The organism is Mesorhizobium mediterraneum (assembly GCF_002284565.1).
In the GTDB taxonomy this organism is placed as follows: Bacteria; Pseudomonadota; Alphaproteobacteria; order Rhizobiales; family Rhizobiaceae; genus Mesorhizobium; species Mesorhizobium mediterraneum.
The window spans coordinates 713,416-738,338 of record NZ_NPKI01000015.1 but is presented as its reverse complement, the minus strand read 5'-3'; the positions used below and the strand labels follow the sequence as shown (position 1 = coordinate 738,338).

26 protein-coding genes are annotated in these 24,923 nt (G+C 63.3%); 10 read left to right on the top strand and 16 right to left on the bottom strand.

Annotated features, from left to right (window positions below; all coding sequences use genetic code 11):
* Nucleotides 1–100: 100 nt before the first annotated feature.
* A complete protein-coding gene (locus CIT25_RS13030) occupies nucleotides 101–316 on the top strand; it encodes a hypothetical protein (protein WP_095484899.1) in 216 nt (71 codons plus the stop codon).
* A gap of 567 nt (nucleotides 317–883) precedes the next feature.
* On the opposite strand, the gene lpdA is transcribed toward CIT25_RS13030, so the two are convergent.
* The 9 genes from lpdA to mdh form a co-directional block, all read right to left on the bottom strand.
* Nucleotides 884–2,290 (bottom strand): dihydrolipoyl dehydrogenase, encoded by a 1,407-nt coding sequence (lpdA, locus tag CIT25_RS13020; protein WP_095484897.1) that lies wholly within the window; start codon nucleotides 2,288–2,290, stop codon nucleotides 884–886.
* A gap of 40 nt (nucleotides 2,291–2,330) precedes the next feature.
* Nucleotides 2,331–3,086 carry an SDR family oxidoreductase gene (locus CIT25_RS13015; protein ID WP_095484896.1) on the bottom strand — a complete coding sequence of 252 codons (756 nt, stop codon included), beginning with the start codon at nucleotides 3,084–3,086 and terminating at the stop codon, nucleotides 2,331–2,333.
* Nucleotides 3,083–3,613, bottom strand: coding sequence for a hypothetical protein (locus CIT25_RS13010; protein WP_425351742.1), 531 nt, complete (start codon nucleotides 3,611–3,613; stop codon nucleotides 3,083–3,085). The genes CIT25_RS13015 and CIT25_RS13010 overlap by 4 nt, the downstream gene beginning before the upstream one ends.
* Before the next feature lie 24 nt (nucleotides 3,614–3,637).
* Nucleotides 3,638–4,939 (bottom strand): 2-oxoglutarate dehydrogenase complex dihydrolipoyllysine-residue succinyltransferase, encoded by a 1,302-nt coding sequence (gene odhB / locus CIT25_RS13005; protein WP_095484894.1) that lies wholly within the window; start codon nucleotides 4,937–4,939, stop codon nucleotides 3,638–3,640.
* A gap of 31 nt (nucleotides 4,940–4,970) precedes the next feature.
* Nucleotides 4,971–7,958 (bottom strand): 2-oxoglutarate dehydrogenase E1 component, encoded by a 2,988-nt coding sequence (locus CIT25_RS13000; protein WP_095484893.1) that lies wholly within the window; start codon nucleotides 7,956–7,958, stop codon nucleotides 4,971–4,973.
* Between the two features lie 123 nt (nucleotides 7,959–8,081).
* Entirely contained in the window at nucleotides 8,082–8,984 is a 903-nt protein-coding gene (sucD, locus tag CIT25_RS12995; protein ID WP_095484892.1) for a succinate--CoA ligase subunit alpha, read from the bottom strand.
* A 64-nt stretch (nucleotides 8,985–9,048) separates the two neighbouring features.
* Nucleotides 9,049–9,420: a cupin domain-containing protein gene (locus CIT25_RS12990; RefSeq protein ID WP_095484891.1), complete on the bottom strand. Its 372-nt coding sequence runs from the start codon at nucleotides 9,418–9,420 to the stop codon at nucleotides 9,049–9,051.
* 4 nt (nucleotides 9,421–9,424) lie between these two features.
* Nucleotides 9,425–10,618 (bottom strand): ADP-forming succinate--CoA ligase subunit beta, encoded by a 1,194-nt coding sequence (gene sucC / locus CIT25_RS12985; RefSeq protein ID WP_095484890.1) that lies wholly within the window; start codon nucleotides 10,616–10,618, stop codon nucleotides 9,425–9,427.
* Nucleotides 10,619–10,649: 31 nt separating this feature from the next.
* Nucleotides 10,650–11,618: a malate dehydrogenase gene (gene mdh, locus CIT25_RS12980; protein WP_095484889.1), complete on the bottom strand. Its 969-nt coding sequence runs from the start codon at nucleotides 11,616–11,618 to the stop codon at nucleotides 10,650–10,652.
* A gap of 239 nt (nucleotides 11,619–11,857) precedes the next feature.
* Here mdh and CIT25_RS12975 point away from each other — a divergent pair, with 239 nt between their 5' ends.
* Nucleotides 11,858–12,286, top strand: coding sequence for a GNAT family N-acetyltransferase (locus tag CIT25_RS12975; RefSeq protein ID WP_095484888.1), 429 nt, complete (start codon nucleotides 11,858–11,860; stop codon nucleotides 12,284–12,286).
* On the opposite strand, the gene zapE is transcribed toward CIT25_RS12975, so the two are convergent.
* Together zapE and CIT25_RS12965 are read right to left on the bottom strand one after the other, a co-directional pair.
* On the bottom strand, nucleotides 12,283–13,485 hold the full coding sequence (gene zapE, locus CIT25_RS12970) for a cell division protein ZapE (RefSeq protein WP_095484887.1): 1,203 nt from the start codon (nucleotides 13,483–13,485) through the stop codon (nucleotides 12,283–12,285). The two genes, CIT25_RS12975 and zapE, sit on opposite strands and share 4 nt — an antisense overlap.
* Before the next feature lie 183 nt (nucleotides 13,486–13,668).
* The gene (locus CIT25_RS12965; protein WP_095484886.1) at nucleotides 13,669–14,220 is read right to left on the bottom strand and encodes an AprI/Inh family metalloprotease inhibitor; all 552 of its coding nucleotides are present in this window, start codon (nucleotides 14,218–14,220) and stop codon (nucleotides 13,669–13,671) included.
* A 295-nt stretch (nucleotides 14,221–14,515) separates the two neighbouring features.
* Between CIT25_RS12965 and CIT25_RS12960 the strand changes: the two genes are divergently transcribed.
* The 7 genes from CIT25_RS12960 to CIT25_RS12930 all read left to right on the top strand — a co-directional run bounded on the left by CIT25_RS12960 (nucleotide 14,516) and on the right by CIT25_RS12930 (nucleotide 21,201).
* A complete protein-coding gene (locus CIT25_RS12960) occupies nucleotides 14,516–15,526 on the top strand; it encodes an MBL fold metallo-hydrolase (RefSeq protein ID WP_095484885.1) in 1,011 nt (336 codons plus the stop codon).
* Between the two features lie 120 nt (nucleotides 15,527–15,646).
* Nucleotides 15,647–15,808: a DUF1328 family protein gene (locus tag CIT25_RS12955; protein ID WP_095484884.1), complete on the top strand. Its 162-nt coding sequence runs from the start codon at nucleotides 15,647–15,649 to the stop codon at nucleotides 15,806–15,808.
* Nucleotides 15,809–15,930: 122 nt separating this feature from the next.
* Nucleotides 15,931–16,815 (top strand): diaminopimelate epimerase, encoded by an 885-nt coding sequence (gene dapF, locus CIT25_RS12950; RefSeq protein ID WP_095484883.1) that lies wholly within the window; start codon nucleotides 15,931–15,933, stop codon nucleotides 16,813–16,815.
* On the top strand, nucleotides 16,815–18,116 hold the full coding sequence (gene mtaB, locus CIT25_RS12945; protein WP_095485115.1) for a tRNA (N(6)-L-threonylcarbamoyladenosine(37)-C(2))-methylthiotransferase MtaB: 1,302 nt from the start codon (nucleotides 16,815–16,817) through the stop codon (nucleotides 18,114–18,116). Before dapF ends, mtaB begins: the two co-directional genes overlap by 1 nt.
* Before the next feature lie 11 nt (nucleotides 18,117–18,127).
* Nucleotides 18,128–19,828 carry a signal recognition particle-docking protein FtsY gene (gene ftsY / locus CIT25_RS12940; RefSeq protein ID WP_095484882.1) on the top strand — a complete coding sequence of 567 codons (1,701 nt, stop codon included), beginning with the start codon at nucleotides 18,128–18,130 and terminating at the stop codon, nucleotides 19,826–19,828.
* 61 nt (nucleotides 19,829–19,889) lie between these two features.
* On the top strand, nucleotides 19,890–20,564 hold the full coding sequence (locus CIT25_RS12935) for a septation protein A (RefSeq protein ID WP_095484881.1): 675 nt from the start codon (nucleotides 19,890–19,892) through the stop codon (nucleotides 20,562–20,564).
* A gap of 16 nt (nucleotides 20,565–20,580) precedes the next feature.
* Entirely contained in the window at nucleotides 20,581–21,201 is a 621-nt protein-coding gene (locus tag CIT25_RS12930) for a pyridoxamine 5'-phosphate oxidase family protein (protein WP_095484880.1), read from the top strand.
* A gap of 95 nt (nucleotides 21,202–21,296) precedes the next feature.
* Here CIT25_RS12930 and CIT25_RS12925 read toward each other — a convergent pair whose 3' ends face one another.
* Both CIT25_RS12925 and CIT25_RS12920 read right to left on the bottom strand, forming a co-directional pair.
* Nucleotides 21,297–21,473, bottom strand: a complete 177-nt coding sequence (locus CIT25_RS12925; RefSeq protein WP_245329829.1) for a tautomerase family protein — start codon at nucleotides 21,471–21,473, stop codon at nucleotides 21,297–21,299.
* 66 nt (nucleotides 21,474–21,539) lie between these two features.
* Nucleotides 21,540–22,460, bottom strand: coding sequence for an SMP-30/gluconolactonase/LRE family protein (locus CIT25_RS12920; protein WP_095485114.1), 921 nt, complete (start codon nucleotides 22,458–22,460; stop codon nucleotides 21,540–21,542).
* Nucleotides 22,461–22,750: 290 nt separating this feature from the next.
* Here CIT25_RS12920 and CIT25_RS12915 point away from each other — a divergent pair, with 290 nt between their 5' ends.
* Nucleotides 22,751–22,918 carry a hypothetical protein gene (locus tag CIT25_RS12915; RefSeq protein WP_095485113.1) on the top strand — a complete coding sequence of 56 codons (168 nt, stop codon included), beginning with the start codon at nucleotides 22,751–22,753 and terminating at the stop codon, nucleotides 22,916–22,918.
* A 94-nt stretch (nucleotides 22,919–23,012) separates the two neighbouring features.
* Here the strand turns inward: CIT25_RS12915 and CIT25_RS12910 are convergent, their stop codons facing one another.
* Genes CIT25_RS12910 through ccmD form a run of 3 tightly spaced genes read right to left on the bottom strand, consistent with a single transcriptional unit; the run spans nucleotide 23,013 to nucleotide 24,820 of the window.
* Nucleotides 23,013–24,056 (bottom strand): DUF2332 domain-containing protein, encoded by a 1,044-nt coding sequence (locus tag CIT25_RS12910; RefSeq protein WP_095484879.1) that lies wholly within the window; start codon nucleotides 24,054–24,056, stop codon nucleotides 23,013–23,015.
* A 15-nt stretch (nucleotides 24,057–24,071) separates the two neighbouring features.
* Nucleotides 24,072–24,650 carry a DsbE family thiol:disulfide interchange protein gene (locus CIT25_RS12905; RefSeq protein WP_095484878.1) on the bottom strand — a complete coding sequence of 193 codons (579 nt, stop codon included), beginning with the start codon at nucleotides 24,648–24,650 and terminating at the stop codon, nucleotides 24,072–24,074.
* Complete coding sequence (gene ccmD, locus CIT25_RS12900; RefSeq protein ID WP_095484877.1) at nucleotides 24,647–24,820, bottom strand: heme exporter protein CcmD; 174 nt, start codon at nucleotides 24,818–24,820, stop codon at nucleotides 24,647–24,649. Before ccmD ends, CIT25_RS12905 begins: the two co-directional genes overlap by 4 nt.
* Nucleotides 24,821–24,923: the final 103 nt, after the last annotated feature.

The window sequence follows — 24,923 nt, the reverse complement described above, 5'->3', positions numbered from 1 at the left end:
TCCTCCCGACGGGGAGGTCTCGTCGAAGATTTCCGCAAGGCCGCCTGAACCCTGACCGTCGTTTACTGAGTTGCACGGTTGAGTTGCGGACCAGGAAGACATGATTCCGATCGATGCCTTCCCGAATCAGGACGCGAGGGCGGCGGTCCGGTCTTGGTGCAAGATCGCTGAAAATGCTCGTTTTGGCTCGATCATTGCCAATTTTGCGAGGGAAATGCGTGCGGACAAACGATTCCAGGCGCAGATTGCCCTGTTTTCGGCGTTTTCGATACCTAGCGTGAAACCTGTTCAACGATTGCGCGTTGATTTGTGTTGATTGATACTTTTCATCCACGGAGGACACTTTTATGGCGAATCCAAACGACCCGTACACCACTCCGACCCCCCCTCCCAAGTCGGGTGGCGGCGGCAGCGGCTGGCTGATTGCCCTGGTTGTCGTTATCCTGGCTATTGTCGCTTACTATATTTTTGGAAGAAGCGGTGAGACGCCCGCGCCTGCTGAGCCGCCGGCCGCCAGCACGCCAGCCCCAGCGCCGGCGCCCGCAGAACCGGCACCTGCCCCGGCCCCGGCAGAGCCTGCGCCAGCCCCGGCACCCGCAGAGCCTGCTCCGGCGCCTGCACCTGCACCGGCTCCGGCGCCTGCAGAGCCAGCGCCTGCTCCGGCGCCCGCACCAGCCCCGGCGCAGTGATCGGCTGCTGACTTCAAATACGAACGGCCCGCTGAAAAGCGGGCCGTTTTGCTTTGAGCCATCAGATGGCTGCCGGAGTAGCTTAGAGCAATTCCAGGAAAAGTGCGCAGCGGTTTTCCGTCCGGAATTGCGTAAAAACAAAGACTTAGAGCGGTTCGGCGATTCTATCAAAAGCTGAACCGCTCTAGGACGGCCTACATATGGATCGGCTTGAAGAAGGTCGCCAGTGCCGCTTCCTTCACCGCCTCCGACATCGTCGGATGGGCGTGGCAGGTGCGGGCAAGATCTTCCGACGAGCCGCCGAACTCCATCAGCACCGCCGCCTCGTGGATCATCTCGCCGGCGCCGAAGCCGACGATGTGGACGCCGAGCACGCGATCGCTCTGCTTGTCCGCCAGGATCTTCACGAAGCCGTCGGTATGCAGCATGGCGCGCGCCCGGCCATTGGCGCTGAACGGAAACTTGCCGGCCTTATAGTCGATGCCGGCCGCCTTCAGCTCTTCCTCGGTCTTGCCGACCGAGGCGATTTCCGGACTGGTGTAGACGACGTTCGGGATCACCTCGTAGTTCACATGGCCGGCCTGGCCGGCGATGGTCTCGGCCACCGCCACCCCCTCGTCCTCGGCCTTGTGGGCGAGCATCGGCCCGGCGATGACGTCGCCGATGGCGTAGATGCCGGGCACATTGGTCTTGAGATGGCCGTCCGTCTTGACCCGGCCGCGCTCGTCGACATCGACGCCGGCTTCCTTCAGCCCGAGACTGTCCGAATAGGCCCGACGTCCCGTCGCGATCAGCACCGCATCCGCCTCGATGGTCTCGGCAGCACCCCCCTTGACCGGCTCGAAGGTGACGGTGACACCCTTCTTGGCCTTGGCGACACCGGTCACCTTGGCGCCGAGCCTGAATTCGATGCCTTGCTTGGACAGCATGCGCTGGAACTGTTTGGCGACCTCGCCGTCCATGCCGCCCAGTATGGTGTCGAGGAACTCGACGACGGTGACCTTCGCGCCGAGCCGCGCCCATACCGAGCCGAGCTCCAGCCCGATGACGCCGCCGCCGACCACCACAAGATGGCCCGGCACCTTGTCCAGCGCCAACGCGCCGGTCGAGGACATGATCACCTTCTCGTCGATATCGACCTTGACGCCCGGGATGCCGGCGACGTCGGAGCCGGTGGCGATGACGATGTTCCTGGTCTCGATCTCCTCGACCTTGCCGTCCTCGCCGGTCACCGAGACCTTGCCGGCGGACAGGACCTTGCCGGTGCCGCGAAACGAGTCGATCTTGTTCTTCTTGAACAGGAAGGCGACGCCATTGACGTTGGACGCCACCGTCGCGTCCTTGTGCGCCATCATCTTCCCGAGATTGAGCTTCGGTGCGCCGATTTCGACGCCCAGCGTGTCGAAGGAATGGCCGGCCTCGGCGAATATCTCGGAGGCATGCAGCAGCGCCTTGGACGGGATGCAGCCAATATTGAGGCAGGTGCCGCCGAAGGTCGGGTTCTTCTCGATCACCGCCGTCTTCAGGCCGAGCTGTGCCGCCTTGATGGCGCAGACATAGCCGCCCGGTCCCGATCCGATGATAACGACGTCATAAGCCATGATACTGTCCTTCTGGTCTGGCACTCAGCCTTGGCTGGGATTAGCGGCCGCCGCCCACTTCCAAATTCGCGCCTGTCGTAAAGGACGCCCCGTCCGACAGGAGCCAAAGAATTGCCGCGGCGACCTCTTCGGCGGTTCCCGCCCTCTGCATGGGCACGAGGTGACGCATCCTCTCGACGCGATCCGGCTGTCCGCCGGAGGCGTGAATTTCGGTGTCGATGATGCCTGGACTGACCGCGTTGACGCGAATGCTTTCCCCGGCCACTTCGCGCGCCAGGCCAATAGTGAAGGAATCGATCGCGCCCTTCGAGGCGGCGTAGTCGACATATTCGCCCGGCCCGCCGATTCTCGCAGCAATCGAGGAGATATTCACGATAGCGCCGCCCTTGCCGCCATGGCTGGTCGACATGCGCTTCACCGCTTCGCGGGCACACAGTATTGAGCCAATGACGTTGATGCGCATCATGCGCTCCAACCTTGCTCCGCTCATTTCGTCGACACGCGCCTTCCGGTCGACCACGCCGGCATTGTTGACGAGCGCATCGAGCGGACCGAAGGCATGATCGATCCTCTCGAATATCGCCTGAATATCGGCCTCGCTGCCGACGTCGCCCTTGATGGCCAGCGCTTCGCCGCCAGCCTGCGCGATTGCCTCGACAAGCGCCGTGGCCGCAGCCTCATTGGAGGCATAGTTGACCGCAACACGGTATCCAGCCTTGGCGGCAAGCCTGGACGTGGCCGCGCCGATGCCGCGACTACCACCGGTCACCAGCAGCACTTTTTTGGTCGCGCTCATTCCTGACAGCCCTTCAACGAAAAAACATCCCACGGCACTTTCGAAAACCCGTTGGTGCCATAGGCGGCCGACATCTGCAGCGACGGTCCGAGGTCGGGAAAGATAAGAGTCTTCGGCGCGGCCACGCCTTCGGCTGGCAGCAGAGCGATGTTGCCCTTGTCGTCAGCACTGTAGACGACCCCCTCCCACACCGTGCAAGCGGCGAGTTCGTCGCCGGTGACGTCGCCTGTCGGGCATTTGTACATCAGCGAACCATGCGGCCGCGCCACGCCTTCCGTCCACATGACGATGCCTTCGAGCACGACACTGTTGTCGAGCACCATCTTGAACGTGTTGGTGACAACAGCCGATTCCATGGTCGGCCTGAAATCGATCTCGGCGGCACTTTCGGCATCGCCATAGACGGCGAGCTCGAGCGGGCAGGCAGCGTGCGCCGTCGATGCCGTCAGCGCAAGGCCGGCCACGCACAGCGTGAAAAACAATCCGGAGCGCAAACGAGAGAAGCTCGTTCGGTGGCGCAGATCCATTCTCCGGCTCACCTCGACCGACCCTTAGAGATCGAGCACCAGCCGCTCCGGATCCTCCAGGCTTTCCTTGACGCGGACCAGGAAGGTCACCGCTTCCTTGCCGTCGACGATGCGGTGATCGTAGGAGAGCGCCAGATACATCATCGGCCGGATCACGATCTGGCCGCCGACCACCACCGGCCGCTCCTGGATCTTGTGCATGCCCAGAATGCCGGACTGCGGCGCGTTGAGGATCGGCGTCGACATCAGCGACCCGTAAACGCCGCCGTTGGAAATCGTAAACGTGCCTCCTTGCATATCCGCCACGGAAAGCTTGCCGTCACGCGCGGCGATGCCCAGCCTGCCGATATCCTTCTCGATCTCGGCGATCGACATCTGGTCGGCATCGCGTACCACTGGCACGACAAGGCCTTTTTCCGTGCCGACGGCGACGCCGATATGGGCGTAGTTCTTGAAGATGATGTCGGTGCCGTCGATCTCGGCATTGACCGAAGGGATCTCCTTCAGCGCATGGGTGACGGCCTTGGTGAAGAAGCCCATGAAGCCCAGCTTCACGCCGTGCTTCTTCTCGAACACATCCTTGTATTTGGTCCTGAGCGCCATTACCGCGCTCATGTCCACCTCGTTGAAGGTGGTCAGCATGGCGGCGGTCGACTGCGCTTCCTTGAGGCGGCGCGCGATGGTCTGCCGCAGCTTGGTCATGCGCACGCGCTCTTCGCGCGACGCGTCATCGGCCGAGGACGGCGCACGGGCAGCGACCGGTGCAGGCGCCTTCGGCGTCTCGGCCGGTTGCGACGGCGCGCCCCTGGCGATTGCGTCGAGCACGTCGCCCTTCAGCACCTGGCCGCGTTTGCCGGAACCCGAGACCTGGTCGACGGCGAGATTGCTCTCGGCCAGCAGCTTCGCCGCCGCTGGCGCCGGCGGCATCGTGCGCGCCTCGATCGGCCCGGCATCGCCAGCGATCTTGGCGGTCTCGGCCGCGGCTTGCTTGACGGTTGATGCGGCGGTCGGTGCCGAGGCTTGCGATACCGCGTCCTGCCTCGGTTCGGAAGTTGACGCCTTAGCGGGTGCTGCCGCTTTTGCGCCGTCGCCCGCCGAAATCATGCCGAGCAAAGCGCCGACCTCGACCGTCTCGCCTTCCTTGACGGCGATCTCGCTGAGCGTTCCCGCGGCCGCGGCCGGCACTTCCACCGTTACCTTGTCGGTTTCGAGCTCGACCAGCGGCTCGTCGGTGGCGATCGCGTCGCCCACCTTCTTGAACCATTTGCCGATGGTCGCCTCGGTGACGGATTCGCCAAGTGTGGGGACGCGGATTTCGGTAGCCATTGTGCCTGTCCGTTTTTTTGTCGGTTCTGTTCTATTCGCCGAGCGCGTCTTCGAGCAAGGCGGCAAGCTGGGCGAGATGCTTCGACATCAATCCGGTCGCCGGCGACGCGGCTGCCGGCCGGCCGGTATAGCGCACCCGCTGATGCTTGGCGTCGATATGCGCCAGCACCCATTCCAGATAGGGATCGATGAACGACCAGGCGCCCATGTTCTTGGGCTCCTCCTGGCACCACACCATCTCGGCGTTGCGGAAGCGTGACAGTTCGGTGATCAGCGCCTTGGCCGGGAACGGATAGAGCTGTTCGACGCGCAGCAGATAGATGTCGTTGATGCCGCGCTTCTCGCGCTCCTCGTAGAGGTCGTAATAGACCTTGCCCGAGCAGAGCACGACACGGCGGATCTTCGAATCCTTGGTGAGCTTGATCGCCTGGCCGGGGAGCTGCTGGGCATCGTCCCACAACAGCCGGTGGAACGCGCTTTCGCCCGACATCTCCGGCAGCGTCGACACCGCCCGCTTGTGGCGCAGCAGCGACTTCGGCGTCATCAGGATCAGCGGCTTGCGGAAATCCCGCTTCAACTGCCGGCGCAGGATGTGGAAATAGTTGGCCGGCGTCGTGCAGTAGGCCACTTGCATGTTGTCTTCGGCGCAAAGCTGCAGGAAGCGCTCGAGCCTGGCCGATGAATGTTCCGGCCCCTGGCCTTCATAGCCATGCGGCAGCAGGCAGACGAGCCCCGACATTCTGAGCCACTTGCGCTCGCCCGACGAGATGAACTGGTCGAACACCACCTGGGCGCCGTTGGCGAAATCGCCGAACTGTGCTTCCCAAAGCGTCAGCGCCTTCGGCTCGGCCAGGCTGTAGCCATATTCGAAGCCGAGCACGGCCTCTTCCGACAGCATCGAGTTGATGACCTCGAAGCCGGCCTGCGCCGCCGACAGATTGTTGAGCGGGATGTAGCGTGTCTCGTCGCGCTGGTCGTAGAGCACGGAGTGGCGTTGCGAAAACGTGCCGCGCTCCGAATCCTGACCAGACAGTCGAACCGGATTGCCGTCGAGCAGAATGGCGCCGAAGGCCAGCGCCTCGGCCGTCGACCAGTCGATGCCTTCGCCCGACTCGATCGCCTGGCGGCGGTTCTCGAGAAACCGCATGATCGTCTTGTGGGCCGCGAAATCCTTCGGCACCTCGGTCAGCTTCTTGCCGATCTCCTTCAGCGTCTTGACCGGCACGGCGGTCTTGCCGCGCCGCTGTTCGTCCTGGTTGTCGGCCGTGCGCAGGCCAGACCAGGCGCCATCCAGCCAGTCGGCCTTGTTGGGCTTGTAATGCTGGCCGACCTCGAATTCTTGCTCGAGATGTGCCCGCCAGTCGGCCTTGAGCTTATCGAATTCGGCCTGGGTGAGGTGGCCTTCGGCGATCAGCCGGTCGGCATAGATCTGCACCGTCGTCTTGTGGCTGCGGATGCTGCTGTACATGATCGGTTGGGTGAAGGCCGGCTCGTCGCCTTCATTGTGGCCGAAGCGGCGGTAGCAGAACATGTCGACCACGACAGGCTTGTGGAACTTCATGCGGAATTCGATCGCCACCTTGGTGGCATGGACCACGGCTTCCGGATCGTCGCCATTGACGTGGAAGATCGGCGCCTCGATCATCTTGGCCACATCCGACGGATAGGGCGACGAGCGTGAGAAGCGCGGATTGGTGGTGAAGCCGATCTGGTTGTTGATGATGAAATGCAGCGTGCCGGCGACGCGGTGGCCGCGCAGGCCCGACAGGCCGAGGATTTCGGCAATCACGCCCTGGCCGGCAAAGGCGGCGTCGCCATGCAGGAGCAGCGGCAGCACCTTGGCGCGCTCTTCCAGCGGCACGATCTCCTCGCGACTGCGGCCGAACAGAGAGTCCTGCTTGGCCCGCGCCTTGCCCATAACCACCGGATCGACGATTTCCAGATGCGAAGGATTGGCGGTCAGCGACAGGTGCACTTTGTTGCCGTCGAACTCGCGGTCCGACGAAGCGCCGAGATGGTACTTCACGTCGCCCGAGCCCTCGACCTCGTCGGGTGCGGCCGAGCCGCCCTTGAATTCGTGGAAGATGGCGCGGTGCGGCTTGGCCATCACCTGGGAGAGCACGTTCAGCCGGCCGCGATGCGCCATGCCGAGCACGATCTCCTTCATGCCGAGCTGGCCGCCGCGCTTGACGATCTGCTCCAGCGCCGGGATCAGCGCCTCTGCGCCGTCGAGGCCGAAGCGCTTGGTGCCCTTGTACTTGACGTCGATGAACTGCTCGAAGCCTTCGGCCTCGACCAGCTTCTGCAGGATCGCCTTCTTGCCGGTGGCGGTGAAGGAGATCTCCTTGTCGGTGCCCTCGATGCGCGCCTGGATCCAGGCCTTCTCCTCGGGATCGGAAATATGCATGAACTCGACGCCGAGCGTCGAGCAATAGGTGCGGGTCAGGATGTCGAGCATCTGCCGGATGGTGCCGAATTCGAGCCCGAGCACATTGTCGAGGAAGATCGGGCGATCGTAATCGGCTGATGTGAAGCCGTAATTTTCCGGCGACAGCTCGTTATAGTCCTCGAGCGGCTTGGCGATGCCGAGCGGATCGAGATTGGCGTGCAAATGGCCCCGCATGCGGTAGGCGCGGATCATCATGATGGCGCGCACGGAATCGCGCGTCGCCTGGTGCACGTCGGCGTCGGAAAGGGCGACGCCGTTCATCACCGCCTTGTCCTGGACTTTCTTCTCGATGTGCTTCTCGACGATGCCCCAATTGCCGTCGAGCGCCGACACCAACTCGCCATTGGCCTGCAACGGCCACGAGGGCTTAGCCCATGAGGCACCCTTGGCATTCTTGCGAACATCGCCGGCGTCGTCCTTCAGCGCCGCGAAGAAATCCTGCCATTCGGGGTCGACCGAAGAGGGATCGTCCTCATAGGCGGCGTAGAGCGCGTCGATATAATCGGCATTGCCGCCATAGAGGAAAGAGGTAAGCGAAAATTGGTCGTTGGCCTGATCTTGTCTTGCCATTTTTTCAGCGGAGCCTGGCTCCGTCTCCTGTTTTGGAGGGGAGTAGGGCAATAGGGCAGTATGGGAGTAGGGCAATGCCCTCGTCTTGTCCCTACCGCCCTACTGCCCTACTCCCTTACTGCCCTAACCTTTGATCGCCTCGACCAGCGTCGTGCCGAGCCGGGCCGGCGAGGGCGAAACTTTTATCCCGGCCGATTCCATCGCCGCGATCTTGTCCTCGGCGCCGCCCTTGCCGCCGGAGATGACGGCGCCCGCATGGCCCATGGTGCGCCCGGCCGGCGCCGTGCGCCCGGCGATGAAACCGGCCATCGGCTTCTTGCGGCCACGCTTGGCTTCGTCCTTGAGGAACTGCGCGGCGTCTTCCTCGGCCGAGCCGCCGATCTCGCCGATCATGATGATCGATCGGGTCTCGTCGTCGGCGAGGAACATCTCCAGCACGTCGATGAACTCCGTGCCTTTGACGGGGTCGCCACCGATGCCGACGGCGGTGGTCTGGCCGAGGCCGACATTGGTGGTCTGGAACACTGCCTCATAGGTAAGCGTTCCCGAGCGGGAAACAACGCCGACCGAGCCCTTGCGGAAGATGTTGCCGGGCATGATGCCGATCTTGCATTCGTTGGGGGTCAGGACGCCGGGGCAGTTGGGGCCGATGAGCCGCGATGTCGAGCGGTCGAGCCGCGCCTTGACCTTGATCATGTCGATCACCGGGATGCCCTCGGTGATGCAGATGATCAGCGGGATCTCGGCTTCGATCGCTTCCAGGATCGCCTCTGCGGCGCCCGCCGGCGGCACATAGACGACAGAAGCGTTGGCGCCGGTCTTCGCCTTGCCTTCAGCGACGGTGGAAAAGATCGGCAGGCTCTCGCCCTTGGCACCGGTCCACGTCTCGCCACCCTTTTTGGGGTGGATGCCGCCGACCATTTTCGTCCCGTGATAGGCCAGCGCCTGCTCCGTATGGAACGTGCCGGTCTTGCCGGTCAGGCCCTGCACGAGCACCTTGGTGTTCTTGTCGACGAGAATGGACATGGTGGTCCTTTTTACAAACCGTTGATCGAGGAAGGCTGCGTGGTCATCGTCAGAGATGCCATGGTCAGAGCCGCTTGAGATCGGCGACGGTGAGGTCGCTCTTGGCGTTGCCGGTGTTGAGTGTCGTCGCCGGCTCGAACATCAGCACCACTGGCTCCTCGCTCAGCGAGCGCGGCCGGTGCTCGACGGACCGCGGCACGACGATGAACTCGCCGCTGCCAAGCTCCACCGTGCCGTCGCGGAAATCGATGGCGATGCGGCCGCGCAGCACGAGGAACGCTTCGTCCTCGTTGTCATGCGCATGCCAGTCGAAGACATCGCCGAACTTGGCGATCTTGACCTGGGCATCGTTGACGTCGCCGGCGATATGCGGATCGAAGACCTTTTTGATCTTCGCATCCGCCGCCTCGACCAGGTTTATCTTGTGCGGAGGCACCAGATCAGCCCTTCACCGCCGCCACGATTTTCTTCGCGGCATCGTCGAGGTCGTCGGCCGAGACGACATTGAGGCCACTGTCATTGATGATCTTCTTGCCTAGCTCGGCATTGGTGCCTTCGAGCCGCACCACCAGCGGCACTTGCAGCCCAACTTCCTTGACCGCCGCGATGACGCCCTCGGCGATGATGTCGCATTTCATGATGCCGCCGAAGATGTTGATCAGGATGCCCTTGACCGCCGGATCCTTGGTGATGATCTTGAACGCCGCCGTCACCTTCTCCTTCGACGCGCCGCCGCCGACATCGAGGAAGTTGGCGGGTTCGGCGCCATAGAGCTTGATGATGTCCATCGTCGCCATGGCGAGGCCGGCGCCATTGACCATACAGCCGATATTGCCGTCGAGCGCGACATAGGCGAGGTCGTATTTCGACGCCTCGATCTCCTTCTCGTCCTCTTCGGTGATGTCGCGCAGCTCCATCACGTCGGGATGGCGGAACAGCGCGTTGTTGTCGAACGACACCTTGGCGTCGAGCACGCGCAGCCGGCCGTTCCTCATGACGATCAGCGGGTTGACCTCGAGCAGGCTCATGTCCTTTTCGACGAAGGCTTTGTAGAGGATCGGGAACAGTGTCTCGCCGTCCTTGGCGGCGTCGCCGTCGAGCTTCAGCGCGCTGTTGAGTTCTTTCAAATCATCCGCCGTCACGCCCTTTTCCGGGTCGATGGCGACGGTGATGATCTTTTCCGGCGTGTCATGGGCGACCGCCTCGATGTCCATGCCGCCCTCGGTCGAAACGACGAAGGCGATGCGGCCGACCGAGCGGTCGACCAGCAGCGACAGATAGAGCTCGCGCTCGATGTCGGCGCCGTCCTCGATGTAGAGGCGGTTGACCTGCTTGCCCGCCGGACCGGTCTGTTTGGTGACCAGTGTGTGGCCGAGCATCTCGTTGGCGTTGGCGACGACATCGGCGACCGACTTCGCCAGCCTGACGCCACCCTTGGCGTCGGGGCCGAGCTCCTTGAACTTGCCCTTGCCGCGGCCGCCGGCATGGATCTGGCTCTTCACCACATAGAGCGGGCCGGGCAGCGCCTTGGCGGCGGCTTCCGCCTCGCTTGCCTCGAACACCGGCACGCCCTCGGCCACCGGTGCGCCAAAGCCCTTCAGCAGCGCCTTGCCCTGATATTCATGGATGTTCATGCGCGTTGTCTCCGGGTCACTTGGCGGCGGGTCACTTGGCTGCGAGATGCGGAGCGATCTTGACGCAGGCCTCGCACAGGCCCTGCACCGCCGCCACCGAACTGTCGAACATCTTCTGCTCGGGCTTGCTGAGCTCGATCTCGATGATGCGCTCGACGCCGCCGGCGCCGATCACCACCGGCACCCCGACATAGGTGTTCTTGACACCATACTGGCCGGAGAGATGCGCAGCACACGGCAGCACGCGCTTCTTGTCCTTGAGATAGGCTTCGGCCATGGCGATCGCCGAGGCGGCCGGTGCGTAGAAGGCCGAGCCGGTCTTGAGCAGGCCGACGATCTCGGCGCCGCCGTCGCGGGTGCGCTGCACGATCTGGTCGAGCTTTTCCTTCGAGGTCCAGCCCATCTTGATGAGGTCGGGCAGCGGGATGCCGGCGACCGTCGAATAGCGGATCATCGGCACCATGGAATCGCCATGGCCGCCGAGCACGAAGGCGGTGACATCCTCGACCGACACCTTGAATTCCTCGGCCAGGAAATAGCGGAAGCGCGAGCTGTCCAGCACGCCAGCCATGCCGACGACATGGCTCTTCGGCAATCCTGAGAACTTCTGCAACGCCCAGACCATGGCGTCGAGCGGGTTGGTGATGCAGATGACGAAGGCTTTCGGCGCGTATTTCTTGAGACCCGCGCCAACCTGCTCCATGACCTTCAGGTTGATGCCGAGAAGGTCGTCGCGGCTCATGCCCGGCTTGCGCGGCACGCCGGCGGTGACGATACAGACGTCGGCGCCCTCGATGCCGGCATAATCGTTGACGCCGGTCAGCCTGGAGTCGAACCCATCGACCGGCGATGACTGCGCGATATCCAGCCCCTTGCCTTGCGGGATGCCCTCGGCGATATCAAACAGCACAACGTCGCCGAGATCCTTGAGGCCGATCATATGGGCGAGCGTGCCGCCGATCATGCCCGAGCCGATGAGCGCTATCTTGTTGCGTGCCATGTCAGGATGTTTTCCCTTTAGACTGTGACGGCGCCCCAATCTTTAACGACTTGGGATGACGACGTCGAGGAAGGAGGCCGGAATGCTGCGGGGAAGCCGCGGGATTTCGCCGCACCCAATAGCCCCGGTGCAAAAAAAATTCAAACGATTATTTCGGAGTGAATAATTTCAATCGGTTAGAAACAATGGGAATTACGTAAGCGTCAAAAGAATTAAGCCGACTTTGGCATATTTACACAATGAAGATGGAAATAAGAAGGCTGCTTCCCGGCGATGACGCCCTTGTGATGCGGGTCGCCGAAGACGTGTTCGACGAGCCGGTGAGGCCTGATCGCCTTGCCGCCTACCTCGCCTCACCAGGACATTTCATGATTGTGGCGCTCGCCGACGGCGTGGTCGTCGGCCAGTGCGCTGCCGTCATCCACCGCCATCCGGACAAGGTGAGCGAACTCTACATCGACGAAGTCGGCGTGGCGCCGGCCTTCCAGCGCCAGGGCACAGCGACAAGAATGCTCGACGCCATGTTTGCGCTCGGCCGCGAGCATGGCTGCGAGGAGGCCTGGGTCGGCACCGAGCCGGACAATGTTGCCGCTCGCGCACTGTATGAGGCGCGAAGGGAGCCGCATGGCGAGGCGGAAGGCTTTGTCATGTATGTTTATCGACTCTAGGCCTGAGCCTGTTGCGCTTCCGGCGACGGCGGCGGCGCACTCTGCCGTTTCGCCCAGTCCTCCAGCCATTCGTGGCTCTGCATCTCGATCAGCCGTGACGCCGTGCGCTCGAACTCGAAGACCTCGGTGCCGCGCTTGGCCGTGTAAAGCTGCGGTGGCGGTGCAGCAGCGCTCACCACCAGCCGCACATGATGATCGTAGAGCGTGTCGATCAGCAGGATGAAGCGCTTGGCCTCGTTGCGGCTGCCTTCGCCGAGCACCGGCACATGATCGATGAAGATGGTCGAGAAGCGGCTGGCAATCGCCAGGAAATCGCGGGCGCCGTGCGGTTTCTCGCAGAGATCGGCAAAAGAAAACCGCGCCGCATCGCCGGCAGCACGCGGCACCACGATCTGCCTGCCCTTTACCGTCAGCGCCGCCGCCTCCGTCGGCCTGCCATGCGTCATCACCTCCCAGGCCTCGTCGAGGACAGCATCGGCGGCGGCATCGGCGGGGGTGACATAGACCGGCAGGCGGCTGAGCTTGTCCAGCCGATAATCCTTGTCGGCGTCTAGCGCCAGCACCTGCGCATTCCGCTCCAGGGTGCCGATGAAGGGTAGGAAAAGCTTGCGGTTCAAACCGTCGCGGTAGAGATCCTCCGGCGCGACATTGGACGTGGCGACCAGCACGACGCCGTTGGCAAACAGCGCCGAGAACAGTCGGGACAGGATCATCGCATCGGCGATGTCGGTGACGGAAAACTCGTCGAAGCACAGCACCCAGGCTTCCTCGGCCAGCGAGCGGGCCACCGGCGCGATCGGGTCGTCTTCCCTGACGGTGCCATTCTTGCGCTCCAGCCGATGCTTCTGGATGCGGTCCTGCACATCGGCCATGAAGTCGTTGAAGTGCACACGGCGCTTGCGCCTGACCGGCACCAGCTCGAAGAACATGTCCATCAGCATGGTCTTGCCGCGGCCGACGCCGCCATGGATGTAGAGGCCCTTGACGGCCTCGCGCGTCTCGCGCTTGCGCGCGAACAGCCAGCCCAGCGCGCTCGACTTGTGCGCCAGCCGCTTTGCCGAAATCTCGTCGATCAGCCGGTCGAGTGCCGCGACGATCCGCTCCTGTGCCGGATCGCGGTCGATCAGGCCCGTATCGACCAAATGGTCGTAGCGCTGCCGGACGGTCGCATGGGTCTGAAGGCCGTCACGCAGATGCATCGGTCACGTCGTTCTGAAGTATGATCCCGAAAAGTTGCAGACTTTTCGGACAAGATCATACGCAAAAAAAGACTTAGAGCAGGATGACCGACTCAATTTGAATTCATCCTGCTCTAGAGCAATCCCAGGAAAAGTGTGTAGCGGTTTTCCCTAGGAATTGCGTAAAAACAAATAGGAGGCGGGTCAGCCTCTTGTAAGCGAAATCGGCAGGCCGTTGGAAGTCTGGCCGTCGAATTTCTCTCCGCCCGAGGAATAGAGCCGTGCCAGCGTGCCGCCATTCTCATCATACAGCGTCAGCTGCTTGCCGGCGACGTTCCATGATTTGATGCCGTCGATCGGCGCCGGGCAATGCAGCGGTCCGGCCCGATAGCCGGCGCCGAATTTCGTCTGCGGCGTTGCCACCTGGCAGCTCTGGCCGGACACGCTGGCCTTCCACACGCCGGCGACGCTGCCTGCGGTAAGATCCGGGGCTCCGGCCGGTGCCGTTCCGTCCGGCGGCAACGAGGCGACCTGGGGGTTTAGCGTGCCTTGCGGCGCCGTCGGAAATTTCGACGGGTCGGCCGTGCCGGGCGACGCCGGCGGCGGCAGCTGATTTCCGGTTACCTTGCCGGAGGGCGCGGCTTGCAGCGGCGCTGGCTGCTCCTGGTCCATCGATGAGAACCGTGACGTTGAACAGCCGCTCGCAACGAGCGCGGCAAGCGATACGGCCAGCAGACCGGTTTTCGAAAAATCCATTTCAAACCTCCGTCGATCCGGCTGGGGCTGCCGTCCGCACAATGTCTTCCCCCACCAAGATGGAGAAGGTGGCAGAATTTCAACCCGATATGGTTAAAATACCATTTGCGGCAGCATCTGTTGCAACTTTACCACAAAATACGTGCCGCCTAAAAGCCTGCCCTGTGGGTCTGACCCGACCGTGCACAGCGGTTTTGCCTGGAGAGGCGTGCCCTTGGCATTCGGCCCCAGATGCTTGCGCTAGCCGGCTTCGGTCCTATCTCTGGTGAAACGGAACTCTGCCGGAGGCGAAACCTTGGCTGCAAGAAAAAGAGCCGCCAATCGCTACTACAGCGGCCCGCCCAGCGATCATTTCGACGGCACCTTGTTCTTCAATCCCAACGGCAAGCTGCCTGCGCGTTTTTCCGATCTTTTGAAGTGGCAGCTGGGCGGCGAGCGCTCGAAATGGCCAGCGGCGAATCCGAGCCCGTTTCATCAGGCCACGCCGGCCGAGCGGATCGAAGGCCCCGGGCTGAGGCTGACCATGGTCGGCCATTCCACGCTGCTTATCCAGACAGCCGGCCTGAATATCCTCACCGACCCGGTCTGGTCGCGGCGCGTCTCGCCGCTCTCCTTTGCCGGGCCGAAACGGGTCAACCTGCCGGGCATCGCGTTTTCCAGCCTGCCGCCGATCGACCTCGTATTGGTCAGCCACAATCACTACGACCATCTCGACCTCGCCACGCTGAAGCGGCTGAAGACAAAGCATGACCCGCTGGTGCTGACGCCACTCGGCAACGACGTCATTATCGAAGATGGCGTTCCCGGCATGCGGCTCTCCGTGCATGACTGGGGCGAGCGGGTCGACATCGGCAAGGACGTGGCCGTCCATGTCGAGCCGGTGCACCACTGGTCGGCGCGTGGCACCCGCGACCGGCGCATGGCGCTGTGGGCGGGTTTTGTGGTCAAGACGCCGGGCGGAAAGATCTATTTCGCCGGCGACACCGGTTTCCACGATGGCATCAACTATCGGCTGATGGCCGAAAGGCACGGCGGCTTCCGCCTCGCCATCCTGCCGATCGGCGCTTACGAGCCGCGCTGGTTCATGGCGCCACACCACCAGAACCCTGAGGAGGCGGTGCAAGGCATGCTTTTGTGCAACGCCGCCTATGCTGCCGGCTGCCATTGGGGCACGTTCCGGCTCACCAACGAGCCGATCGACGAGCCGGCAAGAAAGCTTGGTGAGGCCCTGGATGACCAGAGCGTCCCGCGCGAACGCTTTCGCGCCTTGCGTCCCGGCGAGGTCTGGGACGTGCCGACGGCCTAGGCAGGCGACCGGCTTCGCGGCGCAGGGAATTTCCAGGCAAATCCAAGGAATCGGAACCCAAGCCATCGCAGACGCGTTTGTAGGTAGTTTCCACAACCGTCGGCCGCGAGGTTTTTTCTCATGATCAAATGGATCATCATTCTTCTGATCATCGCGGCCGCGGCAAGCCTGCTCGGCATGCCGGCCTTGGCCGGAGCTGCCGCCACCGGTGCCCGTATCCTCATCGGCATCGTGCTGATCATCTTCCTGCTGGTCATGCTCGGCGTCTTCGCGGTGACGTAGCGCATCGGCCCGAAAATCGATTTTTGGAAAGCACGATGCGCGGATTCAAAATGTCCGCGCACTGGTAATTTCGGCCGGTATCCGCCATATAGGCGCCAAACCGGCATGAGACCTTTCGATCCATGGCAAGCACTGTCCCCTTCGCCAAGATGAACGGCATCGGCAACGAGATCATCGTTGCCGACATGCACGGTCGCGCCGATCGGGTGACGCCGGCTGCCGCCCTTGCGCTCAACGCCGATGCCGCGACGAAATTCGATCAGATCATGGCGATCCACGATGCCAGGACGCCGGGCACCGCCTTTTTCATCGACATATTGAATTCCGACGGAACCGGCGCGCAGGCCTGCGGCAACGGCATGCGCTGTGTGGTGCAAGCGCTTGCTGCCGAGACCGGCCAGAAGACATTCGCCTTCGAGACGGTCGCCGGCATCCTCAACGCCGAGGAACATGCCGACGGGCTGATCTCGGTCGACATGGGCAGACCGCGTTTCGGCTGGCAGGATATTCCGCTGGCCGAGGAATTCCGCGACACCCGCATGATCGAGCTGCAGATCGGCCCGATCGACGCGCCTGTGCTGCACTCGCCCTCGGTCGTGTCGATGGGCAATCCGCACGCCATTTTCTGGGTCGACCGCGACGTCTGGTCCTACGAGCTCGACCGCTTCGGTCCGCTGCTCGAAAACCACCCGATCTTCCCCGAACGCGCCAACATCACAATCGCGCAGGTGACCTCGCCCGAGACGATGGTCATCCGCACCTGGGAGCGCGGCGCCGGCCTGACCAAGGCCTGCGGCACGGCGGCTTGTGCCGCCGTCGTCGCTGCCGCCCGCACCAAGCGGACCGGACGCAGCGTCTCCTTGGTGACGCCCGGCGGCGGCTCCTTGCATGTCGAATGGCGCGGCGACGACCACGTCGTCCTCACCGGTGCCGCCGAATGGGAATTTTCCGGCAGCTTCGACCCGTCGACCGGCGTGTGGGCCCGCGACACCGAAAGCGCCGCCTGATGCCCGCTCTTCCCAAGAAGGGCATTGACGTCGTTACCTTCGGCTGCCGGCTGAACACCTACGAATCCGAGGTGATGCGGCGCGAGGCGGAAAGCGCCGGCCTTGGCGCGCTGGCAGGCGGCGCCATCATCTTCAACACCTGCGCCGTCACCGGCGAGGCGGTGCGCCAGGCAAAGCAGTCGATCCGCAAGGCCCGCCGCGAGAACCCGGCCGCCCGCATCATCGTCACCGGCTGCGCCGCGCAGACCGAGCCGCAGAATTTCGTCGCCATGGACGAGGTCGATCTCGTCCTCGGCAATGAGGAGAAGCTGAAGGCGAATTCCTATCGCGCGCTGCCGGATTTCGGCGTCAACGATACCGAGAAGGCTCGCGTCAACGATATCTTTTCGGTACGCGAGACGGCCGCCCACATGGTCGACGCCATCGAAGGCCGGGCGCGAGCCTTCGTCCAGGTGCAGAACGGCTGCGACCACCGCTGCACCTTCTGCATCATCCCCTATGGCCGCGGCAATTCGCGCTCGGTGCCGATGGGCGCCGTAGTCGAGCAGGTCAAGCGGCTGAGCGGCAATGGCTATGCCGAGATCGTGCTGACCGGCGTCGACATGACCAGCTTCGGCGCCGACCTGCCGGGCAGCCCGAAACTCGGCAAATTGGTCAAGACAATCCTCAAGCAGGTGCCTGACGTGAAACGCCTGCGCCTCTCCTCGATCGATTCGATCGAGGCCGACGACGATCTGCTCGACGCGATCGCCACCGAGCCCCGACTGATGCCACATCTGCATCTGTCGCTGCAGGCGGGCGACGACATGATCCTGAAACGGATGAAGCGCCGACACAACCGGGATCAGTCGATCCGTTTTTGCGAGGATTTGCGCAAATTGCGCCCCGGCATCGTCTTCGGCGCCGACATCATCACCGGCTTCCCGACCGAGACGGACGCCATGTTCGAAAAATCGCTGGAGATCGTCGAGGAATGCGGGCTGACGCATCTCCACGTTTTTCCATTTTCACCGCGCGAAGGCACCCCCGCGGCGCGCATGCCGCAGCTTCGCCGCGAGGTGGTCAAGCAGCGTGCTGCACGGCTGCGCGCCGCCGGTGGCGCCGCCTATGTCAGTCACCTCGCCGCACTCGCCGGAACGCGCCAGTCGATCCTGGTCGAGCGCGACGGGCTCGGCCGCACCGAAGGGTTTACGCTCGCCGCGGTCTCCGCCGGCGCGCCGGGCGAAATCGTTGAGGCTGATATCGCCGGCCATGATGGTATCAGACTGATTGCGGCGCCGCTTGCCGCCAGCGTCGCCTGAGACGCAAAGACATGGCTGGTTTTTTCAAGAAGATATTTTCGTTCGGCAAGAAGGAAGTGGTCGAGGAGCGGATCGACGAGTCGGCACCTCTGCCGCCGATCAAATGGGATGCGCTGGAGGCGCTGAAACCGGCTTCTGAGCAGGCCGTTCCGGAATTTTTGAAACGGGAAGAGCGTCAGCCCGAAACAGAAGCTGCGCCTCCGCCGCCAGTCGAGGCGGAAGCACCGCTCGCGCCGCAGCCGGCGCCTGTTGAAGAGGCCGCGCCCGCTCCTGCACCAACCATTCCGCCCGGGCCAGACATCCAGCCGGAACCCGCTCCGATCGAGGAGCCGGAGGCGCCTGCCGAGGAGCCGGCGCCAGAGCCTGAAATCCAGCCGGTTCCGGTCGAGGAGCTGGGACCGGAGCCGGAAGCGCCTGCTGAACAGGCAGCGCCCGAGGAAATCCCGGCCGTTCCCGTCATCCCTGAGCCGGCTCCTGCACCAGAGCCTCAGCCACCAGAAGTCGCCCCATCCCAGCCGGAAAAACGGCCTGAGCCGGCGCCCGTCGACATGCCGGCGCCGCCCGCCGAGATCCCCTCAACGGCGCCCAAGCCTGAGGCGCCGCCGGCCGAAATCCCGCCCCCCATTCGCCAGCCGGCGCCGGTCGAGGCAAAGCCAATCCTTGCTGAGATCGCACCGGAGCCGGAGGCCGTTCCGCAACCACCGCCGGAGCCAAAGCCAGCCCCCGGCAAGGTGACCGTAACCAAGAAGGTCGAGCAGAAAGCCCAGCCACAGAAGGCGCCGGAACCGGCACCGAAACGCTCGTGGTTCCAGCGTATGAAGGAGGGGCTTGCCCGCTCTTCCCGGGAACTGTCCGGCAACATCGCCGGCGTCTTCACCAAGCGCAAGCTGGACGAGGACACGCTGCAGGATCTCGAGGACGTGCTGATCCGCGCCGATCTCGGCATGGAGACGGCATTGCGCATCACCGATTCGCTGGCCGCCAGCCGCTACGGCAAGGACGTCTCCGAGACGGAAGTCCGCGCCATCATGGCGACGGAGGTGGAGAAGGTGCTGACCCACGTCGCCATGCCGCTGGAGCTTGATCTCAGTCACAAGCCGCATGTCATCCTTGTCGTCGGCGTCAACGGCACCGGCAAGACCACAACCATCGGCAAGCTGGCGGCAAAGCTGACCGATGGCGGCCTGTCGGTGATGCTCGCAGCCGGCGACACGTTCCGCGCCGCCGCGATTGAGCAGTTGAAGATCTGGGGCGAGCGCACCAAATCGCCGGTCATCGCCTCGAAGCTTGGCGCCGACGCCGCCGGCCTCGCTTACGACGCCTTCGAACAGGCCAAGCAAGCCGGCTCCGACGTGCTGATCATCGACACCGCCGGGCGGTTGCAGAACAAGACCGAGCTGATGGCGGAACTGGAAAAGATAGTTCGGGTGCTGGGCAAGCTCGATCCGGAGGCGCCGCACACCGTGCTGCAGACGGTCGACGCCACCACCGGCCAGAACGCGCTCAACCAGGTCGAGATCTTCCGCAATGTCGCCGGCGTCAATGGCCTGGTGATGACCAAGCTGGACGGCACGGCACGCGGCGGTATTCTGGTGGCGATCGCGGCAAAGCACAAATTGCCGGTTTATTTCATCGGCGTCGGCGAACAAGTCGACGACCTCGAACCTTTCTCCGCAAGCGAGTTCGCCAGGGCGATCGCTGGAGTGGCCTAACAAGCATGATCCCAAAAAGTTGCAGACTTTTTGGACAGGATCGTGCGTAAGAAGGAAGCCTATGAACCCGCCCATCCTCGAACGCGACCCGTCCGACCCACAGAAACAGAAGAAGGAAGGCGTCAATCCGCTGCTCAAGCTGGTGCTGGAGCTCGGCCCGCTGATGGTGTTCTTCTTTGCCAACGCGCGTGGCGCGTGGCTGACGCAGAAATTTCCGGCGCTGGCCGAATTCGGCGGGCCGATCTTCGTCGCCACCGGCCTGTTCATGGCGGCCACCGCGATCGCGCTGATCGCCTCCTGGCTGCTCACCCGCACCTTGCCGATCATGCCGATGGTGTCGGGCGTCGTGGTGTTCGTCTTCGGCGCGCTGACGCTCTATCTGCAGGACGACATCTTCATCAAGATGAAGCCGACCATCGTCAACATGCTGTTCGGCGGCGTCCTGCTCGGCGGCCTGTTCTTCGGCAAATCACTGCTCGGCTACGTCTTCGATTCGGCCTTCAGCCTCGATGCCGAAGGCTGGAAGAAACTCACCTTCCGCTGGGGCCTGTTTTTCCTGTTCCTGGCCCTTGTCAACGAAGTGGTCTGGCGGAATTTTTCCACCGACGCATGGGTTACCTTCAAGGTTTGGGGAATCATGCCGATCACGCTTCTTTTCACCTTCAGCCAGATGCCGCTGATCATGCGCCATTCGCTTGAAGGCAAGCCCGGAAAAGAAGAGAAGGCCGGCAAGTAACAGTTGGGGAGAGGGCATGGAATTCGTCACCACGCGCGAAGAGCTGAGAACGATCTACAAGACGCCTCGGCCGACCGACGGCTCTATCCGCAAGGAATTGAAGGCGCTGGATGGTCACAGCCGTTCTTTCATCGGCAAAAGCCCCTTCGTGCTGATCGGCTCCTCCGACGGCGCCGGCAATGCCGATGTGACGCCGAAGGGCGACAAGCCCGGCTTTGCCGTCGTGCTCGACGAGAGGACCATCGCCATCCCCGACCGGCCCGGCAACAACCGGCTCGACACGCTTGAGAACATTCTTATCAACCCCTCGGTCGGGCTGCTCTTTCTCATTCCAGGCATGAACGAGACGCTGCGCGTCAACGGCGATGCTCGCATCACCGTCGATGCGGGCTTGCGCGAGCGGCTCGCGGTCGACGGCAAGGAACCGCAAAGCGTCGTCCTGGTGACGGTCAAGGCCGCCTACATGCACTGCGCCAAGGCTTTCATGCGCTCCGATTTGTGGAAGCCCGAAAGCTGGTACGACCGCGCGACGCTGCCGACGCTCGGCCAGATCCTGCGCGACCAGTTGGCGCTCGCCGATTCGGCCGAGGCGACCGACCGCTGGCTGGATGACGAATACAAACACACCATGTGGTAGACTGTTTCGGACATGATCCGTCCGAAACACCTCTCGGCCCTCGACGCCTGCTGACCGGCCGCGCTGCAACCATCAAAGGTCGCGGCGAAATTCCTTCAGCGTTTGCTGCGCATCGTCTCGACATCGGTCTCGCCAACGAACCAGTCCCGCGCAGCGACCTCCTCGAAAACCACCCAGACGTCGTTGCTGGTCAGGCCGGTGGCGCCGGTGATGGCCGCGGTCACCTGGGCGGCGATCGCGGCCTTCTTGCCGGCCGGGTCATCGGCAATCACCTCCTTGACCAGCGGATGTTCACGAATGGCATGGCGCCCTCCCCTGGGATATTGCTTGGCGGCCGCTCAAAATGTCTTTGCGCCGTTGACCATCAGCCGGACCATGTAGAGTGAGGTCGTGCCGGCGATGTAGAGGCAGTTCAGCTTGTTGCCGCCGAACACGCAATTGGCGACGACTTCCGGCACCTTGATCCTGCCGATCAGCGTCCCGTCCGGATCGTAGCAATGGATGCCGTCGGCGGCACTGGTCCAGATCCTACCTTGATCGTCGAGCCTGAAGCCATCGAACAGGCCGGCCGCGCAGTCGGCGAAGACTTTTTCGCCGGACACCTTCTTGCCACCCTTGTCGACATTGAACACCCGCATATGCGCCGGATTCTGCGCGCCGTGCGTGCGGCCGGTATCGACGACATAGAGCTTGCTTTCATCGAGCGAGAAGGCAAGCCCGTTGGGCCTGACCATATCGGTGATGACAGCGTCGATCTCACCGGTGCCGGGATCGGCCCGGTAGACATGGCAGGCGCCGATCTCGCTCTCGGCCTTGTCGCCCTCATAGTCCGTGTCGATGCCGTAGGTTGGGTCGGTGAACCAGATCGACCCGTCGGACTTGACCACTGCATCGTTGGGCGAGTTCAGCCGCTTGCCGCGCCATTTGTCGGCGATGGTGGTGATTGAGCCGTCATGCTCGGTGCGGCTGACCCGCCGGCCCGAATGCTCGCAAGTGACCAGCCGACCCTGCCGGTCAACGGTGTTGCCATTGGAATTACCCGACGGCTGCCGGAACACGCTGACGCTGCCGTCGGTCTCGTCGTAACGCAGCATGCGGTTGTTGGGGATGTCGGACCACACCACATAACGGCCGGCCGCGAACCAGGCCGGCCCTTCCGCCCAACGGCATCCGGTGAACAGCTTTTCCACCTGCGCATTGCTGTTGAACAGCCGCGCAAAACGTGGATCGAGAATCTCGTAGTCTTCGGCGGCCATGATTTTCCTCCCAGTCATGCAAATCGGTGATGCCGGCGCGATCAAGCCAGCCGGCGATCAATATGGCAAGATCGCTGATATCAGTCTCACCGCATCTTGAGGCATCGAGGCAAGCTGCGGCAGTGCCGCCTGCCCAAATGACGGGGTTCATGCGCCGTTAACCGGCTATGCGTCCGGCGCAATGGTGCATTGCAACATCTTCTTTTTGCAACGCACCATAACTATGTCATGCTCCATACAGATCAAGGGAGGAACAACCTGCCGCAACAATGCGGCGCAAAAGGAACCTCGCTATGATTCTCGACAGCCTCATGAGCCGCGCTCGCGCCACCATCGCCAAGCGCCGGCAATACAACCGCCTCGTCGCCGAAATCGACTCCTTTTCCAGCCGCGATCTGGCCGACATGCGCGCCGACCGCAGCGAAATGCTCTATCAGGTCCACAAGCAGATCTACGGCTGAGGCGAACGCATGATCCCGAACCGAAGGTCAGCGCAGCAAAAAGTTGCAGACTTTTCGGACGAGATCATGCGCAACCAGAACTGTTTGATCGGGCTTAGCCGATCCATTCGATCCAGCGGCCGTGATAATCGCAATGGGCCAAGCGGCGTGTCTCGCCGCCGGGCCATAGAGTGAGGCTGAGTACCGCCCAATTGTTTGTGGGATCGCGCGGCTCCATCCTCAGCCTTGCGATAGGCGCAGCGGCCGTGGCCTGTCTGCCCGCCTGCTCCAGCGCAGCGGTGATGGCATCCTTGGTCGCCCGCGGCAGGTACTGCCACATGATCGAATGGTAGAGCACGAAGGCGCCGCCCCGCTGCCGTGCGGCCAGTGCCTTCTCGACAAAATCCGCCGCGTCCGCTTTGACAAGCAGCGGTGGAAATTTTTCGGCAAGTGACAGCGCGGCGTCGAGCCGGGCCAGCCGCGCTGCCTGATCGGCCCAGACAAAAGACCGAAGCCGTAACCGCGCCGCTGCGTCGGCGACGTCCACCGGCGCGACGTCGCAGCCGGCGCGGTAGCGGACGTCGATCGCCCCACCAAGCGGAACAGCGCGGCCGCGCGCCTCCGGCGCCAACCGGGCGGGGGAGGCCGGGTCGCCCCACTCGGCATCGCGGTAGCTGTAGTGAAAGCTGTCGAACAGGAGATTGAGCCCGGCGCTGGCGCCGATCTCGCACAGATCCAGCGGCAGGCCGGTTTCCCGCGCGACCGTCAGAAATCCAGGCAGCAGCATCGCCGACCGGGCGATTTCATTGGTCTGCGGCGCGCCGGCGAGGCCGGCGACGATCCGCTCGTCGGATCGCGCAATTGCCTCCGGCAGCACCGCCGCGATCTCGGATTCACTTGTCTGGTTGGGCGGATAGATCAGTGCCAGTCGCTCACTGGACCCCGTCAGGACCAACGCATGCAGCGCGCCGCAGACCCGCAATGCGAGGGCGTCGGCGCGCGCGTCGCCCGGCCAGCCGAGCACCGCCTGCCCGGTCCTGGTGTTTGCGTCGAGAACCTTGGCCAACGCACGGCATAAATTCGCGGTGAAGGGCGAGCCAAGTCCATCGCAGGCTTTCGCCTGAGCCAGAAAATGATCGCGAATGTCCCGTTCGACCATCGCGTTTCCGCCGTCTCAGCCCGGCGCGGCCAGCGCCTTCTCGATCTCCGGCAAAAGCAGCGTCTGCGCCGAGCCTGGCGTCAGCGGGCCGACATGCTTGTAGGCGATATTGCCGTCCTTGCCGACGACGAAGGTTTCCGGCACGCCGTAGACGCCCCAGTCGATCGCCGCGCGCCCTGCCGCGTCGACGCCGATCGCCTGGAACGGATTGCCGAGATCGCCGAGGAACCGGCGGGCGTTTTCCGGCTGGTCCTTGTAGTTGAGCGCTGCGATGACGAAGCGCTTGTCCTGCGACAGCGCCAGCAGCACCGGATGTTCGTCACGGCATGGCCCGCACCAGGACGCGAAGACGTTGACCAGCGTGACCTTGCCGGCGAACTGCTTGGAGTCGAGCCCCGGCAAATTCATGCCCTCCAGCGCCGGCAGATTGGTCTGCGGCGCCGGCAGGCCGATCAGCGCCGATGGCACCTCCGAGGTGTCGCGGCCGGACAGCAGCTGCGTCAGGAACAGCCCAGCCAGCCCGAGGAAAATCAGCAGCGGCAAAAGCACGATCAGGCGCCGCCCGCGCGCCGGCGTTTTGGCCTCCATGCTCATCGCTTCCTTGTCCCCGCCTTGTCGGAGCGACGCCGCACGCCGGACGCTTCCAGCTCGGCGAGATCCCGCTTGCGTGCCCGTTGGTCGAGAAGGATCCAGCCGACCAGCCCGGCCAGAACTACGGCCGTGATGGCATAGGCGGCGGTCACATAGAGCGCATGCGCGCTCATATGGTTCGCTCCGCCGGCGCAAAGCCTTTCCGCCGGACCATTTCGCTTCGTTCGAACATGTCTTTCCTTAACCTTGCGCTATCGGCTTCGCAATCGACAGCAG

Coding starts and splice junctions, on each gene's coding strand:
- mdh (WP_095484889.1), bottom strand. CDS start 11,618: ATGGCACGCAACAAGATAGCGCTCATCGGCTCGGGCATGATCGGCGGC.
- CIT25_RS12905 (WP_095484878.1), bottom strand. CDS start 24,650: ATGAGCATGGAGGCCAAAACGCCGGCGCGCGGGCGGCGCCTGATCGTG.
- CIT25_RS13010 (WP_425351742.1), bottom strand. CDS start 3,613: ATGGATCTGCGCCACCGAACGAGCTTCTCTCGTTTGCGCTCCGGATTG.
- zapE (WP_095484887.1), bottom strand. CDS start 13,485: ATGCATCTGCGTGACGGCCTTCAGACCCATGCGACCGTCCGGCAGCGC.
- CIT25_RS12935 (WP_095484881.1), top strand. CDS start 19,890: ATGAACCCGCCCATCCTCGAACGCGACCCGTCCGACCCACAGAAACAG.
- CIT25_RS12965 (WP_095484886.1), bottom strand. CDS start 14,220: ATGGATTTTTCGAAAACCGGTCTGCTGGCCGTATCGCTTGCCGCGCTC.
- ccmD (WP_095484877.1), bottom strand. CDS start 24,820: ATGAGCGCGCATGCGCTCTATGTGACCGCCGCCTATGCCATCACGGCC.
- CIT25_RS12955 (WP_095484884.1), top strand. CDS start 15,647: ATGATCAAATGGATCATCATTCTTCTGATCATCGCGGCCGCGGCAAGC.
- CIT25_RS12915 (WP_095485113.1), top strand. CDS start 22,751: ATGATTCTCGACAGCCTCATGAGCCGCGCTCGCGCCACCATCGCCAAG.
- mtaB (WP_095485115.1), top strand. CDS start 16,815: ATGCCCGCTCTTCCCAAGAAGGGCATTGACGTCGTTACCTTCGGCTGC.
- sucD (WP_095484892.1), bottom strand. CDS start 8,984: ATGTCCATTCTCGTCGACAAGAACACCAAGGTGCTCGTGCAGGGCCTG.
- CIT25_RS13015 (WP_095484896.1), bottom strand. CDS start 3,086: ATGAGCGCGACCAAAAAAGTGCTGCTGGTGACCGGTGGTAGTCGCGGC.
- CIT25_RS13000 (WP_095484893.1), bottom strand. CDS start 7,958: ATGGCAAGACAAGATCAGGCCAACGACCAATTTTCGCTTACCTCTTTC.
- CIT25_RS12975 (WP_095484888.1), top strand. CDS start 11,858: ATGAAGATGGAAATAAGAAGGCTGCTTCCCGGCGATGACGCCCTTGTG.
- lpdA (WP_095484897.1), bottom strand. CDS start 2,290: ATGGCTTATGACGTCGTTATCATCGGATCGGGACCGGGCGGCTATGTC.
- CIT25_RS12930 (WP_095484880.1), top strand. CDS start 20,581: ATGGAATTCGTCACCACGCGCGAAGAGCTGAGAACGATCTACAAGACG.
- sucC (WP_095484890.1), bottom strand. CDS start 10,618: ATGAACATCCATGAATATCAGGGCAAGGCGCTGCTGAAGGGCTTTGGC.
- odhB (WP_095484894.1), bottom strand. CDS start 4,939: ATGGCTACCGAAATCCGCGTCCCCACACTTGGCGAATCCGTCACCGAG.
- CIT25_RS13030 (WP_095484899.1), top strand. CDS start 101: ATGATTCCGATCGATGCCTTCCCGAATCAGGACGCGAGGGCGGCGGTC.
- CIT25_RS12910 (WP_095484879.1), bottom strand. CDS start 24,056: ATGGTCGAACGGGACATTCGCGATCATTTTCTGGCTCAGGCGAAAGCC.
- dapF (WP_095484883.1), top strand. CDS start 15,931: ATGGCAAGCACTGTCCCCTTCGCCAAGATGAACGGCATCGGCAACGAG.
- ftsY (WP_095484882.1), top strand. CDS start 18,128: ATGGCTGGTTTTTTCAAGAAGATATTTTCGTTCGGCAAGAAGGAAGTG.